This window comes from Flavobacterium sp. MK4S-17, assembly GCF_009848495.1.
Taxonomy (GTDB): domain Bacteria; phylum Bacteroidota; class Bacteroidia; order Flavobacteriales; family Flavobacteriaceae; genus Flavobacterium.
Window position 1 is genome coordinate 12,885 of the sequence record NZ_WWEP01000010.1, and the last position, 16,992, is coordinate 29,876.

13 protein-coding genes are annotated in these 16,992 nt (G+C 38.1%); 4 read left to right on the plus strand and 9 right to left on the minus strand.

The genetic code is table 11. The features are described from left to right. Positions 1–23: 23 nt before the first annotated feature. The 5 genes from gyrB to GSF09_RS04455 all read right to left on the minus strand — a co-directional run bounded on the left by gyrB (position 24) and on the right by GSF09_RS04455 (position 9,315). Entirely contained in the window at positions 24–1,964 is a 1,941-nt protein-coding gene (gene gyrB, locus GSF09_RS04435) for a DNA topoisomerase (ATP-hydrolyzing) subunit B (RefSeq protein ID WP_159799734.1), read from the minus strand. 229 nt (positions 1,965–2,193) lie between these two features. Beyond that, entirely contained in the window at positions 2,194–3,819 is a 1,626-nt protein-coding gene (gene asnB, locus GSF09_RS04440; RefSeq protein WP_159799735.1) for an asparagine synthase B, read from the minus strand. Positions 3,820–4,009: 190 nt separating this feature from the next. Continuing rightward, a complete protein-coding gene (locus GSF09_RS04445; protein WP_159799736.1) occupies positions 4,010–4,462 on the minus strand; it encodes a hypothetical protein in 453 nt (150 codons plus the stop codon). Between the two features lie 62 nt (positions 4,463–4,524). Then, on the minus strand, positions 4,525–6,282 hold the full coding sequence (locus GSF09_RS04450) for a TonB-dependent receptor (protein WP_159799737.1): 1,758 nt from the start codon (positions 6,280–6,282) through the stop codon (positions 4,525–4,527). 18 nt (positions 6,283–6,300) lie between these two features. Then, positions 6,301–9,315: a tetratricopeptide repeat protein gene (locus GSF09_RS04455; RefSeq protein ID WP_159799738.1), complete on the minus strand. Its 3,015-nt coding sequence runs from the start codon at positions 9,313–9,315 to the stop codon at positions 6,301–6,303. A 187-nt stretch (positions 9,316–9,502) separates the two neighbouring features. Here GSF09_RS04455 and GSF09_RS04460 point away from each other — a divergent pair, with 187 nt between their 5' ends. Genes GSF09_RS04460 through GSF09_RS04470 form a run of 3 tightly spaced genes read left to right on the plus strand, consistent with a single transcriptional unit; the run spans position 9,503 to position 12,004 of the window. Beyond that, a complete protein-coding gene (locus tag GSF09_RS04460) occupies positions 9,503–10,186 on the plus strand; it encodes a cell division ATP-binding protein FtsE (protein WP_159799739.1) in 684 nt (227 codons plus the stop codon). After that, complete coding sequence (locus GSF09_RS04465) at positions 10,187–11,074, plus strand: glycosyltransferase family 2 protein (RefSeq protein WP_159799740.1); 888 nt, start codon at positions 10,187–10,189, stop codon at positions 11,072–11,074. Between the two features lie 6 nt (positions 11,075–11,080). Next, positions 11,081–12,004: a glycosyltransferase family A protein gene (locus GSF09_RS04470; protein ID WP_159799741.1), complete on the plus strand. Its 924-nt coding sequence runs from the start codon at positions 11,081–11,083 to the stop codon at positions 12,002–12,004. On the opposite strand, the gene GSF09_RS04475 is transcribed toward GSF09_RS04470, so the two are convergent. Next, positions 11,994–12,395, minus strand: coding sequence for an FdtA/QdtA family cupin domain-containing protein (locus tag GSF09_RS04475; RefSeq protein ID WP_159799742.1), 402 nt, complete (start codon positions 12,393–12,395; stop codon positions 11,994–11,996). The genes GSF09_RS04470 and GSF09_RS04475 overlap by 11 nt on opposite strands. Further along, positions 12,392–13,498, minus strand: coding sequence for a glycosyltransferase (locus GSF09_RS04480; protein WP_159799743.1), 1,107 nt, complete (start codon positions 13,496–13,498; stop codon positions 12,392–12,394). The genes GSF09_RS04475 and GSF09_RS04480 overlap by 4 nt, the downstream gene beginning before the upstream one ends. A 41-nt stretch (positions 13,499–13,539) precedes the next feature. Here GSF09_RS04480 and GSF09_RS04485 point away from each other — a divergent pair, with 41 nt between their 5' ends. Beyond that, entirely contained in the window at positions 13,540–14,679 is a 1,140-nt protein-coding gene (locus GSF09_RS04485) for a glycosyltransferase (protein WP_159799744.1), read from the plus strand. Here the strand turns inward: GSF09_RS04485 and GSF09_RS04490 are convergent. Both GSF09_RS04490 and GSF09_RS04495 read right to left on the minus strand, forming a co-directional pair. Further along, complete coding sequence (locus tag GSF09_RS04490; RefSeq protein WP_159799745.1) at positions 14,676–15,587, minus strand: D-alanyl-lipoteichoic acid biosynthesis protein DltD; 912 nt, start codon at positions 15,585–15,587, stop codon at positions 14,676–14,678. The genes GSF09_RS04485 and GSF09_RS04490 overlap by 4 nt on opposite strands. Position 15,588: 1 nt before the next feature. Beyond that, positions 15,589–16,821 carry an MBOAT family protein gene (locus GSF09_RS04495; protein WP_370515978.1) on the minus strand — a complete coding sequence of 411 codons (1,233 nt, stop codon included), beginning with the start codon at positions 16,819–16,821 and terminating at the stop codon, positions 15,589–15,591. Positions 16,822–16,992 lie beyond the last annotated feature (171 nt).

Sequence of the window (16,992 nt, forward strand, 5' to 3'; positions counted from 1 at the left end):
CCCCTTTAAATATGATTTACAACTTATGCATCAATATTGGCATAAGCCGCATTCTTTTCAATAAATTCACGCCTTGGCGGTACTTCATCCCCCATCAGCATAGAGAATATCCTGTCGGCTTCGGTAAGGCTGTCAATACTCACCTGGCGCAACGTCCTGTACTCAGGATCCATAGTAGTATCCCAAAGCTGCTCTGCATTCATCTCTCCCAAACCTTTATAACGCTGTATAGTAACACCGCCCCCCATTCTTTCGGCAATCATGTCACGCTGGCTGTCGTTCCATGCATACTCTTTCTTATTGCCTTTTTTAACAAGGTATAAAGGCGGTGTAGCAATATATACGTGGCCGTTCTCAATAAGCTCCTTCATAAAGCGGAAGAAGAATGTAAGGATAAGTGTAGAAATGTGGCTTCCGTCAACATCCGCATCACACATAATAACCACTTTATGGTAGCGAAGCTTTTCAAGGTTTAATGCCTTGCTGTCTTCTGCCGTACCAACGGTTACGCCTAATGCTGTAAATATGTTACGTATCTCCTCATTTTCAAACACTTTATGGTGCATTGCTTTTTCAACATTAAGTATTTTACCCCTTAATGGCAATATCGCCTGGAAATTCCTGTCGCGCCCCTGCTTGGCTGTACCACCCGCAGAGTCACCCTCTACAAGGAATATTTCGCATTTTGCAGGATCCTGCTCAGAACAGTCCGAAAGTTTACCCGGAAGCCCACCGCCACCCATAACGGTTTTGCGCTGCACCATTTCGCGTGCCTTTTTAGCAGCGTGGCGTGCCTGTGCGGCAAGAATAACCTTCTGCACAATTGTTTTTGCATCGTTGGGGTTTTCTTCAAGATAATTTTCCAGCATTTCGCTTACTGCCTGGCTTACGGGAGCCACTACCTCGCGGTTACCCAGCTTGGTTTTGGTTTGTCCTTCAAACTGCGGCTCAGCTACTTTAACCGAAATAATAGCTGTTAACCCTTCGCGGAAATCATCGCCCGATATTTCAAACTTAAGTTTATCCAGAAGCCCGGAATTATCGGCATATTTTTTAAGGGTATTGGTAAGCCCCCTCCTGAAACCGGAAAGGTGTGTACCCCCTTCATGGGTGTTAATATTATTTACGTACGAAAATATATTTTCAGTGTAGCTTGTGTTATACACAAGGGCAACCTCAACAGGTATTTCCCCTTTATCGGTTTCCATACTGATAACACTGGCAATAATAGGCTCGCGGTTACCGTCAAGGAACTTAACAAATTCCTTAAGCCCCTCTTCCGAATGGAAAGTCTCCGAAAGGTATTCGCCTTTTTCGTTTGTTTCCCTTTTATCAACCAGGGTAATGGTAATACCTTTATTAAGGAATGAAAGCTCCCGCATACGTGCGGCAAGCGTATCATAAGAATACTCGGTTGTCTGGGTAAAAATACTGCTGTCAGGCTTAAACCAAACAGTTGTACCTCTTTTCCCCGTTTCACCTGTTTGCTTTACAGGATAAACAGGCTTGCCCCTTTCATATTCCTGCTCATATATTTTACCATCGCGGTAAACCGTTGCTTTTAAATGGTCTGAAAGGGCGTTAACACACGAAACACCTACACCATGAAGCCCGCCCGATACTTTATAGGAATCTTTGTCAAATTTACCTCCGGCACCAATTTTGGTCATTACCACTTCAAGCGCCGAAACCCCTTCCTTTTTGTGTATATCTACCGGAATACCACGGCCATTATCCTCTACGGTAATGGAATCATCTTCATTAATAGTAACATTAATAGTATCACAATGCCCGGCAAGCGCCTCGTCTATAGAGTTATCAACAACCTCATATACAAGGTGGTGAAGCCCGCGTGTACCCACATCGCCAATATACATGGAAGGACGCATCCTTACGTGCTCCATTCCCTCAAGGGCCTGAATACTGTCTGCCGAATAATTGCTTTTATTTATTTCCTCACTCATAAATGATAGTTAACGTATTTTTAAGTTTAACGAACAAATATAACAAAACAGGGGTGATTATGCTATAAAACCGCCCATTTTAGCACCTAAGTTATTAACATTTTATTAAAACTATTTATTACTTTACTATTTATACCAACAGTGTTAAAATGATGCCGAAAAAGTAAAGCGCCCTGTTACACAGGGCGCCAAACACAAACAAACAAACTAAATTCCAAACCTTGAAACTTTATACCGCTGCCTTAATTATTTTTTGCTGGGAAATGGCTGTATCAGCCTTAATATGTGCGGCATTTGCCCTGCCGCTTGGGTCAGTATTCGCCTGCCATTTAGGTATCCATTTTCTCACCGTTTGTGCTGCGCTAACCTGCGGGAAATGTTTATGAAAAATCGACCTGTAGTAATAAGCCTCCTTAGTTGCCGGAGTATTATAAGGAAAACGTTCTTCTGCCAGTTCCATTTCAGCGTCCGTTACCTGTGCGGCACAATAGGCTATAAGCGTATCAATCCAGTTATAGCCTACACCGTCTGAAAACTGTTCCTTTTGCCTCCATAATACCTCATCAGGCAAATAGGGCTGCTCCGGTGTATCAAATGCCTTTCTTAATATGTATTTTTCAATTCCGTTATAAGTTTCCGGCTGCTTTTCTTCAGGCTTAATTTTTATGGCCAGTTCCAGGAATTCCTTGTCTAAAAACGGTACCCTTGCCTCCAGCCCATGTGCCATGGTCGACTTATCTGCCCTTAGTAAATCGGCAGTAAACAATTTCTGTACCCGCTCTATGGTTTCTTTTTGGAAATCGGCAGCCGTTGGTGCATTCCTGAAATAAAGGTAGCCTCCAAAAATCTCATCTGCGCCCTCTCCTGAAAGCACTACTTTAATCCCCCTATCAGTTATTGCCTTAGAAAGGAAATACATGGGTGTACTTGCCCTTACTGATGTTACATCATATGTTTCAAGGTGCCAAATCAGTTTATCCAGTATTTCTATTCCCTGCTCAATGGTAAAGTAAATTTCATGATGCTGTGTGCCTAAAAATTCAGCAACCTTGCGTGCCGCAACAACATCGGGCGCCATGGCATCCAGCCCTATGGAAAATGAATGAAGCTTTTGTCCCTCTTCCTTCATCAGCCTTGCTGCTATGGAAGATGTAAGTGAAGAGTCCAGCCCGCCGGATAAAAGTACACCAATAGGTACATCACTCATAAGCCTTTTTTGTACAGCACCGGTTAAGGTTTCCCGTATTGCAGCCAGCTCAGCTTCACAAGTAGCTTTAGCAGCATCTTCCCACTGCGGCCTGTAATATTTTACAAAACCTGTTTGCGGTGTATAGTAATGCCCCGGCGGGAAGGTAGAAAATGTTTGGCACTGGTCGGCAATAGCTTTCATTTCCGAAGAAAAATAAATCCTCCCTCTTTCATCCAGCCCATAATATAAAGGCTTAACGCCAAGAGGGTCGCGCCCTGCAATAAAATCATCACCATCAATAACTACAAAGGCAAAAATACCATCCAGCATATCGCAAAAACCATAGCCATATTCCTCATAGAGGTGTACTATAACTTCGGAATCGGAAGTTGTGCGGAATGTGTGGTGCTTTAAAACGGTATCCCTTAGCTTTTGATGGTTGTAAATCTCCCCATTATGTACCATCCATGCATCAGATGTCCCCTGTATGGGCTGCTTACCGGTATTAAGGTCAACAATAGATAAACGTTCATGGCTTAGTATATGCCCTTTTTCAGTTACATGCAAATCACTTTCATCCGGCCCGCGGTGCGATATCCTTTTTGAAAGCTGCTTTACTAAAGCCTCATCTTTTCCTTTACCTATTATTGCTAAAATTCCACACATATTATCACTTATTAGTTTGAACCGGGTAGCGGTTATTTTCAATAAGCCAAAATTGTGCTTTTAGTTTAAATTTTAAAACATAAAATACAATTATGGTTATAAAATTAAACTTAATAATGAATTTTATAATAAATAAGAAAATGGGATAATATAAAAATTGCCTGCTTTAATTACAAACTGAAACAATATACTAACAAACCACCTCAATAGTATAGGAAACATTACCTACTGTAAATGAATCGCCTTCCTGCATACCCAACAGTTTGCTGCCTAATGGTGATTGGGGAGAAAGCGCTATAACAGTTTGGCCATCAACAGTAATTTTAGGCAGTGCAGCACATAAAAACAGCAGCATACTGTTAGCTTTTACCAGGCTGCCTAAAATAATTTTTGAAGATTGTGTATTACTGTCAATACGGTTTAAAATGGCTTTTTGGGCAAGTATTTCGGCAAGCTTGGCATTGAGTTTTTCCTGCTCCAGATGCATCATGGAAAGTGCTGTTTCGTGCTTATCCCCTGCCGAACCTTTGGCATCATTAGCTGCCCCCTCTGTAAGGGCAGCTATCATATCCCTAAAAGCATCTTCCTTATCCTGAACCTGCTGCCTGTAATAAGCAATTACTTTACTTTTTAATTCCTGCATTGTATTTACATTAAAAAAACCTGCAGGGATTCCTGCAGGTTTTTATATAACTGTTTAGTAGTTTAAAAATTGAATTTATAAGACGCACCTACAAGGAACTGAAATCCCTGCACCGGATAATTAACCCAGCGCTGGTAATCCTGATTGGCTATGTTATTCAGCCTTAAAAAGCCTGTTAAGCGTTCATTATACCTGTAGCCTACGTGAGCATTAAGGTCAAAAAAGCTTTTCATGGTTACTACCTGCCCAAAATAATCATCTCCGGGAAGTACAGTATTTTCAAACAGGCTTATATCCTTACGCTCACCTACAAAAAATACATTAGCGCCGGCATACCATTTTTCGGTAATATCAACATCTACATTGGCGCCAAGTTTAAACTGCGGCAGGTTCCATGCCTCATCCTGGTCTGTAGTATAACTGTTGAATGTACCATTTATTCCGGCTGTAACGGTTTTAGAAAAATCCGCTTTCAGTTCACCGTAAAAGCTTACTGTTTTTAACCTGTCATACACCAACCCAAAAGAATTGCCATAAGCATATCCGGCGGCATTATCTTCAAATGCAGGAGCACTATATATACTATTACTGATAAAAAATGCCCTGTTATCTTCATTCATATATGAGCCTCGTATATTATAAGCTACATTTCCTGCAAGTTTACCTTTTAAACCAACATAAATATCATATTGCTGGTCTGTTGGCGCAACAGCAAGAGTAGGTGAAACAAAAGGATTTTCCTCAACAAAATCGGCATATGAATTTTGCTTAAGGGTACCTTCCGCACCTGCATAGGCTATCATAAGGTCGCCCACAACTTTATAGGACGCTTTAACCTGCGGATATACAAAGAATTTATTATCACTTTCATCATTCATTTTACCAATGCTGTAAAAAAGTCCTGCCCCAAGGTTTACTGAAAAGTCATCCCTTTGAAAAAGTATGCTTGGCTGTACCCCAAGGTTAAAAAAGTTATAGCTTAATTCTTCTCCCGACATAAAACCCTCTTCAAAAGTGCCGCCTACGTAATCTGCTATAAAATCTACTTTTATCTTTTCATCCAGCACCGCTATATCCAGCGAAGGCGTTACATAAAAGCGGTTTTCGGCTGAACCCGAAGCATCCCAAAAACGCTTATACAAGGCTGAAGCATCTTTAAAAAAGCTGTCGTTTGCACTTATTTTACCACCAACGTATAAAGAGTGGTATGTCTGCTGCTCGTCAATACCATTAAGGGTGGCATCATCAAATTCTATTTCCTGAAAAGGGATACCATACCAGTTGTAAACCTTGTTACTGTAGCCTAAATCGGCATTCCAGCTATAACCCTGCTGCCTGTTGCCATAGGTAAGGTCTAACGATGTGTTATAATATTTATCATCAAGCTTTACATCATCAATACCGCCCTGAGAAGACAGGTGGCGTAGCATACCGCCAACATAGGCGTTACGGCTAATGTTTTCTGTAACAAAAAGCTCCGCATTAACAGTTCCGTAATTTCCTACGCCAAGCGTTGCATAATTATTAAAAAGCTTTTCACGCTCACGCCTTTCCACGCCGGCAGCCCTGCCTTTAGACGGGGTAAAGGTTGAAGCCACAGGGAATGAGAAAATGTTGTACTCAATTTCCTTTTTTTCCTGTATTTCATCATCTTCAATAACAGGTGTTTCTTTTACCTTAAAAGCATCAGATATTGTTGGGGTGTAAGGCTTTACCACATTTACAACCTCTGTACCTATATTTTTTTCTTCCTGCGCAAATGCATCCTGTATCCCTGCCAGTGCAATTACGGCTGCTATATATTGAAATTTAATTTTCATGTTTGTAACGGCTTATGATTAATTCTGGATGGATGAATTTCTTTTTGACTCTTCAGCTTTTATGGCATTCAGCTCTTTTTGGGCTTCCTCCACAACATCAGGATAATCGGTAAAGTTTTTTATTATGCTTTCCAGTATGTATGTAGCCTGGAAGCTATCCTTAAGGCTGTAAAAGTTTTTAGCCATAATTACAAGCCCCTTAGCACCATAATATTTATATCCCGAATAATCTTTGGAGAGCTTTTGTACTGAAGCATTGGAAGCCTCATACTGCCCATCCTTGTTTTTAAAATAAGCATCATAATACAATGCCTCGGCAGCCAGTTCGCCCTTTGCAATCTGGAACAGTTTTGCATAAGCCTCCCTTGCTTTCTGCTCATTATTGGTTTTAATGGCAGAACGTGCAATTATAATCTGGGCATCGCTTTTTATCCTGTCTTCTGTTTTACTGTTTGCCAGTACTTTTTCGGCATATACTACGGCATTTGCATAATCTTTCTGCTCATAATAAGCTTTCATAAGGTTAGACTGTGCAAAAGTTACATTTTGCGGGAAGTCGGCATCTGTTTCAAGGCGTTTCAGCACGGGTACCGCTTTAGTATAATCTTTCTTCTTGAGATGTATTTCCGATAGCCTCGCCAAAGCCTGTTCCGTATATTCATTCCTCGGCTTTGAAATTACAAATTCATAGTGAGGTACTGCGTTACCTTCAAGCCCATCGGCATAATAAGCCTGTGCAAGATAAAAATTGGCCTTTAATGATGAAATACCATTAGGGAATTTTGCAATATAGCTGTTAAGTGCTGAAATTGCCTGCTTGGTATTGTTTTGCAAATATTGTTTTTCTGCTGCTTCAAATGCTGTATTGTCAAGGTCGGCATCGCTAACATCTACAAAGCTTAACGTTTTTACCCATGATGCATATTCATCTGTACGCCCCGTATCAACATAAATTATCCTTGCTGTTGATACTGCCTCCATTGATTCGGGCGTATTAGGGAAATCGGCAACCACCTTTTTAAATTTCTCCAGTGCCTTGTTGTTATTGCCGCCATTATAATAAATCAGTGCCTGGCGCATTAAGGTTTTAGATATGTAGGAACTGCCTTTATATTCCGTTAAAATCCTGTCATACGTTTGCAGCGCCTTGTCTGTTTTATTTTCGGTTACATATGTATTACCCAATTCATATAATGCATCATCAGCATATTTTGACTGCGGGTAGGTTTGCACAAACTTTGTCAGGTCTTCTATTTTTCTTTCGTTCCTACCTACAAACCCATAGCTAATCCCTTTTTGAAAGTAAGCATAATCGGCATCAATACCCTGCATTTCAATAGCTTTGTTATAGGCTTCCATTGCCGGCCAGTATTTAGTGGAAACAAAATAACTGTCGCCAAGGCGGAGGTAAGCATCATTAAGCCTTACTTTATCATTCTTTGATTTATCTATATAAGCCTGGAATGACTGTGCCGCCTGCTCATACTCTTTAAGCTTAAAGTAAGCATAGGCTATATTGTAATCTGCATTTTTATATTCAGGCGTATTCTTCGCTTCCTGCAGGCCGGTAAATTGCTTATAGCTAAGCAAAGCATCGTTAAACTGCCCCAATGTATATTCGCTCTCCGCTTTCCAAAATGTAGCGCGGGCCGTAAAGCGTGCATCGCGCTGCTCAGCTATAGATTTTTTAAACAAGTCCAGTGCCTGCTGGTAGTTGCCGTCGGCAGCCATTTCCATCCCCCTGTAAAAAGCCACTTTTTGGTAAGCAGCCCTGTTCTCGGGGGTTTTATTTTTTTCCAGCAGCGATAATGCTTCCTTATAATTTTTAGAAGTTATATAAGAATCTATAAGCAAAGCCTGGATTTCCTGTTTGAAAGGTGTTTGCGGGTACTTTTCCATAAAGGCATTAAGTACAGATGGAACACTTTGGTACGGATTACCTATTTCATAGCTTAGCTTCGCATAGTTAAGATAGGCATCTTCCTGGATTTTAGCATCAAAATCCATTTCGGAGGCATTTTTAAATGCGTTTAATGCCTGCTGCTTTTTATTGGTCTTTAAATAACTTTCCCCTAAATGGTAATATGCATTTTGTGCCACAAAATCATTACCGCCTACTATTTTGTTGAATTCTGCAATGGCATTTTCATAATCGCCCTGCTTATAGTAAGTATAGCCTAACTGGTAAAAGTCAGTATTATTCCATTTCCCCTTTTTGCCTTTATAATTTTTAAGGTAAGGCAGGGCCTTATCATATTGTTTCAGGTTAAAATAACTTTCCCCTATAATTTTATTAAGCTCTGATTTTTCGTGCGCATCAGATTTGGCAAGCTGTGGTACACCCAAATCAATTGCCTTTTGGAAATTGCCGAGCTTAAAATTCATGTCTGCCTGAAAGTAGGACATTTTTTCCTTATACCTGTCCTGGTCGCCCACCTGGTCAAAGTACTGGTTGGCATCTTTATAATTATCACTTTCATAGGCAAGATATCCTAAATAATACTTAGCCTGAGAACCATATTCCTTAGAGTTCACAATCTTATTAAGGTATTTTTCTGCCTGCTTTTTATCGCCGGCACTAAAATAGCTGTAACCTTTTTGGAAGTTGTAGCGCTCCCTTTCTGCATTACCCATAGAGGCTTCATCAACCTTATCATACCATTGCAGTGCCTGCGCATATTTTCCCTGCCCAAAATAATAATCGGCCACTTCAAGGTAAGCCTGGTTTTGCTTAGGGCTGGTAGGATAGTCTTCCACAAAATCCTCCATAAGCTCGTCGGCATTCATCTGGTTAAGCCTTATGGCGCAATTGGCTATATAATAAGCACAATCGGCCTGCACTTCCATATCAGTATCCTTTTCTTTCGTCTTTTCAAAAAGTATCTGGGCTGCTTGGTATTGCTTTTCATTGTAAAGGTTAACAGCCTTTTCATAATCCTTAAGTTCGTGTGTGTAAATGGTAGATTGCTGTGCCGAAAGGCTTAATCCGTAAAATGGTACGGAAAACAACAGTAGCCTGTTTAATCTGCGCATAAAATTAAAGGGTTTGTTACAGTAGCCAAATATATCAATTCTTATTTTTATTTAACGGAAGATTTCAAGGTTTTAGTATGGTTTTATGAAATATTAAACAAGGTTTTCCACCTGTTGCCGCTACCCGAAATAAATTTTGATTACCCGCGTTAACTTATTACTTTTACCAAACTAATATAAGCATGTTATGGCGCAACCCGTTTTATCTTTAAAAAATGTAACTGTATATCAGGACCACAATGCAGTGTTAACCGATATTAACCTGGAAGTGAATCCGGGTGAATTTATTTACATTATTGGTAAAACAGGTACAGGAAAAAGCAGCTTTATGAAAACCCTGTATGCCGACCTTCCGTTAAAAGAAGGGGAAGGTATTTTTGTAGATTTTGACCTTTCAAAACTTAAAGAGAGAAACATACCTTACCTGCGCAGGAAAATAGGAATTGTTTTCCAGGATTTTAAATTACTGCCCGACAGGAATGTTTATGACAACCTGCTTTTTGTGCTAAGAGCAACCGGATGGAGCGAAAAGCGCGAAATGGATGTAAAGATAAACGAAGTGCTGGATAAGGTAGGTATGAAAAATGCAGTACACAAAATGCCGCACCAAATATCGGGGGGTGAGCAGCAAAGGGTTGCCGTAGCCCGTGCCCTTTTAAATGATCCTGAAGTAATACTGGCAGACGAGCCTACCGGAAACCTTGACCCGCAAACCAGTGTAGAGGTTATGCAACTGCTACGGGAAATAAACCAAAACGGAAAAACCATTATTATGGCTACTCATGACTATGCCCTGTTAATGAAATTCCCGTCAAAAACCCTTAAATGCGAAAGCGGTACTTTATTTGAAGTGGTGCAGCGCACGGTATAAATGCTTTCCATTTTAATACCAACATATAATTATACTGTCACTGCGCTGGTAACCGAGGTACACAGGCAGGCAGTACAAACAAATATACCTTTTGAAATTATTGTGCTTGACGATGCTTCTACCGATAAAGAAAGCACAGGGCAAAATCTTACCATAAATAAACTACCGCACTGCAGGTATGAAGTACTTGAAGTTAACAGTGGCCGCAGCAAGGTGCGAAACCTTTTGGCGGACAAAGCAAAATTTGACTGGCTGCTCTTCCTTGATGCAGATACTATGCCCGTTTCAGGTGATTTTATACAAAAATACATACCACATTTATCCGGTAATGAAAAAGTGGTATACGGGGGTATAAAGTACCAGGAGGAAAAGCCCCAGAAAGAAAAAATATTAAGGTGGGTATATGGTAACGAACGGGAGGCATTAAGCGTAGCCGAAAGGAAAAAAGAGCCATACCTGAGCCTGCTTACATTAAACTTTGCCATTTCAAAACAGGTTTTTAGTAAAGTGCGGTTTAATGAAAATATACCTAACCTTCGCCATGAGGACACTCTATTTTCTTATGAATTATCTAAAGAGAAAATAACGGTTGAGCATATAGCCAATGTGGTTTTACACCTGGGGCTTGATAATAGCCGGAAATTCCTTATAAAATCAGAGGAGGCTGTTATAGGTTTAAAATACCTGCTGGATAGTAACCTGCTGCCACCTGATTATGTAAAAATATCAGGTATTTATAAACTTATAAAACAAGCCGGTATGACCGGACTTTTCCGACTGCTTTTTGAACTGACTGCTAAAAAATTCCGTAAAAACCTGTTGGGAAGTAAGCCTTCGCTTTTTATTTTTGATTTATACCGATTAGGCTATCTTTGTTCTTTAAAATAAATCAAAGTGCCTTTTTTCACTGTAGTCATACCGTTATATAATAAAGAAAAATATATAGGGAAAACCCTTGTAAGCGCACTCAGCCAAACTTTTACCGACTTTGAAGTATTAATAATCAATGATTCCTCTACCGATAAAAGCCTGGAAGCTGTACAAAAATTTACTGACAACAGAATAAAAATAATACAGCACCCGGTTAATAAAGGCTTATCCGCATCCCGCAATACAGGCATTAAAAATGCTTCCGCGGAATATATTGCGTTTCTGGATGCAGATGATGTGTGGAAACCTAAATTTCTACAAAAAATTTATGGACTTATAAGCTCTTATCCTGAAGCCGGGCTTTTTGCAACTGAATATCTTGAGGTTTACCCCAACGGTGTTTCTATTACCCATAATTTTAAATTGAATACAGGAGTTGTAAATAATTTTTTTGAAGCAGGCTTAAAACAACCTATTTATTGCCCGTCGGCCCTTTGCGTTAAAAAAAGCATTTTGGATAAAACAGGCCTGTTTAATGAAAATATTACTTTTGGCGAGGATATTGATTTTAGCATAAGGGCAAACCTACTTTATAAACTGGCTTATTATAACCAGCCTATGGTTTTATATACCATGCAATCGGAAAACCAGATAACACAGTCGCCTATTACCGGAAAAGTAATTACCGATTTCGATTTTTATGAACAGCGCTATCCTACCCGGAAAGACTTGAAAAAATACCTGGATTTTAACCGGTATATAATCGCTAAAAAATATAATGAAGCAGGGAATAAATCCGGTTATAGGGAAATGATAAAAAATATAGATAAAAAAAATCTCAATTCAATTCAGAGGCTGCTATTGGCAATGCCGGGTTTTGTACTGAGGTCTATAAAAGTATTAAAAGCAAAACTGGTTAAATCAGGAATTAACCCTACTACTTATTGATTTTTATGTATTCTGTAAATTCACTATAGCTCCTTATATAATCCTCTTCATTATATACTTCTGATGCTATTACCATACACACAGCTCCAGAAGAAAAGTTTTCGAGTTCACGCCAAATGCCTTTGTTTATAAGCAGCCCCTTATCGGGCTTATTTAATGTTATTGTTTGCTTATTATTCCCATCTTTTAAAACCACATCAAAACTTCCTGAAAGCGCTATTAAAAGCTGCCTTAAATTTTTATGGGCATGCCCTCCCCTTCGCGCTGTACTGGGAACATCATATAAATAATAAACTCTTTTAATTTCGAAAGGAACAACATCATTTTCAATAACTGCAATGTTGCCTTTGTTATTCTTTACTTTGGGAATATCTATAATTTCTATATTCATACATCAATTTTTAAGTAATCAAGCCATTGCCTGCCTATGTTTTCAAGTTCAAACTTTTCAATGCTCGAAACTGCATTTGCTTTACATTTGAGGTATAGCTTCTTATCTTCACACATCAGGTTGATGCCTTTTGTAAGCTCCTCAAAATCCTGGTCTTTAATTAAAAGCCCATTTTCTTTATGCTGTATTATTTCCGATGGCCCGGTTATACAGTCAAACGCTACCACAGGCGTGCCACAGGCCAGTGACTCTAACAACACCATAGGTGTGCCCTCTTTTTTACTGCTTAAAACAAAAAAAAGTGCATCTCTCATATAAATGTACGGATTGCTTTCAAAACCTTTAAACAGTACCATATCTGCAAGCCCTTTTTCTATAGCATAACTTTCTAATTCTTCCTTTTGGGTTCCCTGCCCCAAAAGCATTAATTTAATATTGCTTTTAGGTAAAACAGATTTTGAGTAAGCATCAATCAACCTGTCAAACTGCTTGATATTATCATCACCCATCCGCCCTGTTGCTATTATATATTCAAATCCGGTATTCGGCTTAACCTCCTGTAACCTTTGCCTTATATAATTTTTATCTACGGCATTATAAATCATTTTTACATTTGTAAGCCCATGCTTTTCTTCCACAATAGACTTCATTTTGTTATTAATGCAATGCACGCCATAGCTTTTACCATATATCAATTTTGTAAGCCAGGCTTGCGAGGGCATATACCAGTCAATAATCGAATGCCTTACACTATAAACTGTAGGAACTGTATATACCAAACGAGAAATTAAATAATCCTGTATGGGCTTTATGCGTATCCTGAAATCTATAATGTAATCGAAGTTATGCTTTTTGATGTATTTCCGTATAATCCAAAACCTTTTAAGCTTATTAAAAATGCCGTTGGATTTATTTTTAAACTTACCCATATTAAGGAGCTCTCCGGAATAACCATAAGTTACCACATCCTGCACAATAATATGGTGAACTTCAATTCCATGCCCTGTAAAATAATTGGATAAAAAAGCCTGTGAACGTTCAGCACCACCTCCCGAAAGCGTTTCACCAACAAGGCATATCTTGATTTTTTGGGTTTGTGACATTAATTTATATTACCTACATTCGAAAACAAATATAGTCATTCATGAAGATATTATTGGTTGGTGAATACAGCAGGCTGCATAATTCATTAAAAGAAGGCTTACTAACTTTAGGGCATGAGGTGACACTTGTTAGTGATGGAGACGGTTTTAAAAATTATCCTGCTGATTATTCAGTGGCATCAAAGCTTTTTAAACTTAAATTATTCAATATTCCCCGCCAGATTATATTCAGGTTATTTAAATATGATGTTGCTAAAATAGAAAATGGTATCCGTTTTTATTTTCTGCTTCAAAAGTTTAAAGATTATGATGTAATACAACTAATAAACGAAACACCTATAAAAACCAGCCGAAGGCTTGAGTATCATTTATTAAAAAAGCTGATTAAGCAAAATAAAAAAGCGTTTCTTCTTTGCTGCGGTATTGACTATACTATAGTAAATGCATTGCTTAACAATACCTTTACATATAGCCTGTTAGACCCTTATTTAAAGGACAACAATCTTAAAGATAAATACAGGTATATTTTTGACTATCAAAAAAAAGCACATAAAAAAATACACACGCTTTTATATAAAAATGTAAATGGTGTTATAGCCAGCGACATGGATTATCATATCCCATTAAAAGATAATCCTTTATACCTGGGAATGATACCCAACCCTATAAATACTGATAATATTATTTACAAAGAAACCTCATCTATTGAGAAGACCATTATTTTTTTGGGCATAAACAGATGGAACTATAACCAAAAAGGCATCTTTTATTTTGAAGAAGCACTAAAGGTAATTAAAGAAAAATATCCTGAAAAAATTGAAATAATTATTGTTGAAAACTTGCCGTATGCAGAATATACTCAAAAACTGGATACTGCCCATATTTTACTGGACCAGGTGTACGGTTATGACCAGGGATATAATGCCCTTGAAGCAATGGCAAAAGGCAAAGTGGTTTTTACAGGTGCAGAAGAGGAATTTATGAAGTACTACAATTTAACTGAAAGAGTAGCTGTAAATGCACTTCCTGATGTACAGGCTATTGTAAACGAATTGTGTAATCTTATTGAGAATACGGAAGAAATAATGGCAATGGGAAAAAGGGCAAGGCAGTTTGTGGAACGCGAACATAACTACCTGAATATAGCTGAAAAGTATCTTAAAGCGTGGGAAAGTAATTAATCTACTTCACTTATATAGTCATTTAAAATTTCAGTACATTTTTGTGCGCCTTTGGTATTAAGGTGGTCAACGTCATAAAAGTCAGCATTATTAAACCTTTTATCCTGAAACAGGTTCACATAATATACTCCATCCTTTTTATTAAACGAATTACATTGCGCAATAATTTTGCCCAACTTCTGCTTGTTTACATTATCAGCGTAATAGGATGTTACGGGCATTGTAACTAAAACAACTTTAATATTTTTCTCCCTGCACTCCCCTATTATATTATTTATTCTGCCAACATTACCCGAAAAATCAAGAGTGCCATATTCATGCTTATCTACTATTTCTTTACCGGTTTCCGCATTGTTGTTTATGTTAATACCATAGTACTGCTCCCAGCCTTTTTCATTACACTCTGCTAATGTGCCTTTATTTAGATACTGCTTTACAGCATGCATTGTAAGTGAAAAACGTGGCACAAGCGCAAGGCTGTATGCACGCGGATTAAAGCACGAAACAGAAGGTACTTTTAAATCCATCTGTGCATTATAAAAATACTTGCGCCATTTGTCTTCGGCAGAATCATCTTCCATACCAAGTGTAAAATAGTCAACAGTAAGTATTACAAATTTTAACTTCTTAAACTTCTCAATATGCTTGTTAAACAATAATTCATCAAAGTAAATGCTTTGGCTTATGTTAGATAAATTATAAGCCGGTAAGGAAAACTCACCCGGGTTTAAACCGTAAAAAGAATGTGAATTGCCTAATATTAAAACCTGGGCATTATAGTTTTCTTTTACCGTCTTGTTTTTATAACTGTAATTGTTAGGCACACACCTGTAAAGCAATTCAAGCCCCAGCCAAGCAATTATTATCGGGATGCAGAAAATCAATATTCTATATAAAAACTTTTTCATTCTAAAACTGAAAATAGATAAACTGCCTTTGTTCTGATGAGTAATAAAAAACTAAAAAAAGGATAAAATAATAAACCGCATATCTTAAAAATAAAGGTGTACGATGTAAAATACTGTCCAATGCTATTTCATTATTTCTGGCGCGCCACTCAAGTACTACAAAAATTGCAATAGTTAATAATAACGTCTTAGGGAAAAGCTCAGGAACTGAAAAGAATGACCCTGAAAATATTCCTGATATATAGCTAAACGCATGATTTATATTTTCTGCCCTGAAAAAAATCCATGCAAATGTTACCATAATAAAAGTGATTATAATATTGGCAAGGGTTTTTATATCAGGCAGGTTTTTATTGTCTTCATTAATTTTCCTGTTACGGTTAAGCAGCAGTAAGGGTAAAAAGTATAAAAAATGGAGTATCCCCCATATTATAAAAGTCCAGTTGGCACCATGCCAAAACCCGCTTAAAACAAAAACAATAAAAACATTTCTTATTTGCTTGTCCCTTGTAACCCTTGAGCCGCCTAAAGGAATATAAACATAATCGCGGAACCATGAGGAAAGCGAAATATGCCACTTTCTCCAAAACTCTGCTATGTTTACAGAAAAATAAGGATACGAAAAATTACGCAGGAGTTTTATACCCAGTAAACGTGCAGAACCCAAAGCTATATCGGTATACCCTGAAAAATCTCCGTATATCTGAAAAGCAAAAAAAACAGCACCTAAAACCAGGGTACTCCCCGATGAACCTTCTGTATTATTAAAGGCAATATCAGCATATTTAGCGCAATTATCGGCAATAACAACTTTTTTAAACAGCCCCCATAAAATTTGTTTAAGTCCTGCTATAGCTTCTTCATTCCTGAAAATCCTTTTATTTTTTATTTGTGGTAAAAGGTGCGTAGCCCTTTCAATAGGGCCAGCAACCAATAGTGGAAAAAAGCTTACAAACAAACTATAGTTTATAAAGCTGCCTTCCGGTTTTATGCGGTTGTTATAAATATCTATAACATAGGAAAGGCCATGAAAAGTATAAAACGATATACCAACCGGCAGTAAAATATTTAAAGTCCATCCTGAAATGGTGTAGCCAAATAATGAAAATGTGCCAGCAAATGTTTCAATAAAAAAATTGAAGTATTTAAAAAACATCAGGAAGCCTAAGTTTATGCCTATACTAGTCCAAAGCCATATTTTCTTTTGATTGTTACTCTGCGCTTTGCTAATCATTTCCCCGGAATAAAAGTCCAGCACCGTAGAAAACAAAAGCAAAAACATAAACCTCCAATCCCAGCAAGCGTAAAAAAAATAGCTGGACAGTAATAAAAATATATTCTGAAGGCGCAGGCTCCTATTAAAAATAAACCAGTACCCTATAAAAACAATGGGGAAAAAAATTGC

Bases quoted from the DNA above. Each gene is read 5' to 3' on its own strand.
- gyrB (WP_159799734.1), bottom strand. From the start codon at position 1,964: ATGAGTGAGGAAATAAATAAAAGCAATTATTCGGCAGACAGTATTCAG.
- asnB (WP_159799735.1), bottom strand. From the start codon at position 3,819: ATGTGTGGAATTTTAGCAATAATAGGTAAAGGAAAAGATGAGGCTTTA.
- GSF09_RS04445 (WP_159799736.1), bottom strand. From the start codon at position 4,462: ATGCAGGAATTAAAAAGTAAAGTAATTGCTTATTACAGGCAGCAGGTT.
- GSF09_RS04450 (WP_159799737.1), bottom strand. From the start codon at position 6,282: ATGAAAATTAAATTTCAATATATAGCAGCCGTAATTGCACTGGCAGGG.
- GSF09_RS04455 (WP_159799738.1), bottom strand. From the start codon at position 9,315: ATGCGCAGATTAAACAGGCTACTGTTGTTTTCCGTACCATTTTACGGA.
- GSF09_RS04460 (WP_159799739.1), top strand. From the start codon at position 9,503: ATGGCGCAACCCGTTTTATCTTTAAAAAATGTAACTGTATATCAGGAC.
- GSF09_RS04465 (WP_159799740.1), top strand. From the start codon at position 10,187: ATGCTTTCCATTTTAATACCAACATATAATTATACTGTCACTGCGCTG.
- GSF09_RS04475 (WP_159799742.1), bottom strand. From the start codon at position 12,395: ATGAATATAGAAATTATAGATATTCCCAAAGTAAAGAATAACAAAGGC.
- GSF09_RS04480 (WP_159799743.1), bottom strand. From the start codon at position 13,498: ATGTCACAAACCCAAAAAATCAAGATATGCCTTGTTGGTGAAACGCTT.
- GSF09_RS04485 (WP_159799744.1), top strand. From the start codon at position 13,540: ATGAAGATATTATTGGTTGGTGAATACAGCAGGCTGCATAATTCATTA.
- GSF09_RS04490 (WP_159799745.1), bottom strand. From the start codon at position 15,587: ATGAAAAAGTTTTTATATAGAATATTGATTTTCTGCATCCCGATAATA.
- GSF09_RS04495 (WP_370515978.1), bottom strand. From the start codon at position 16,821: ATGATTAGCAAAGCGCAGAGTAACAATCAAAAGAAAATATGGCTTTGG.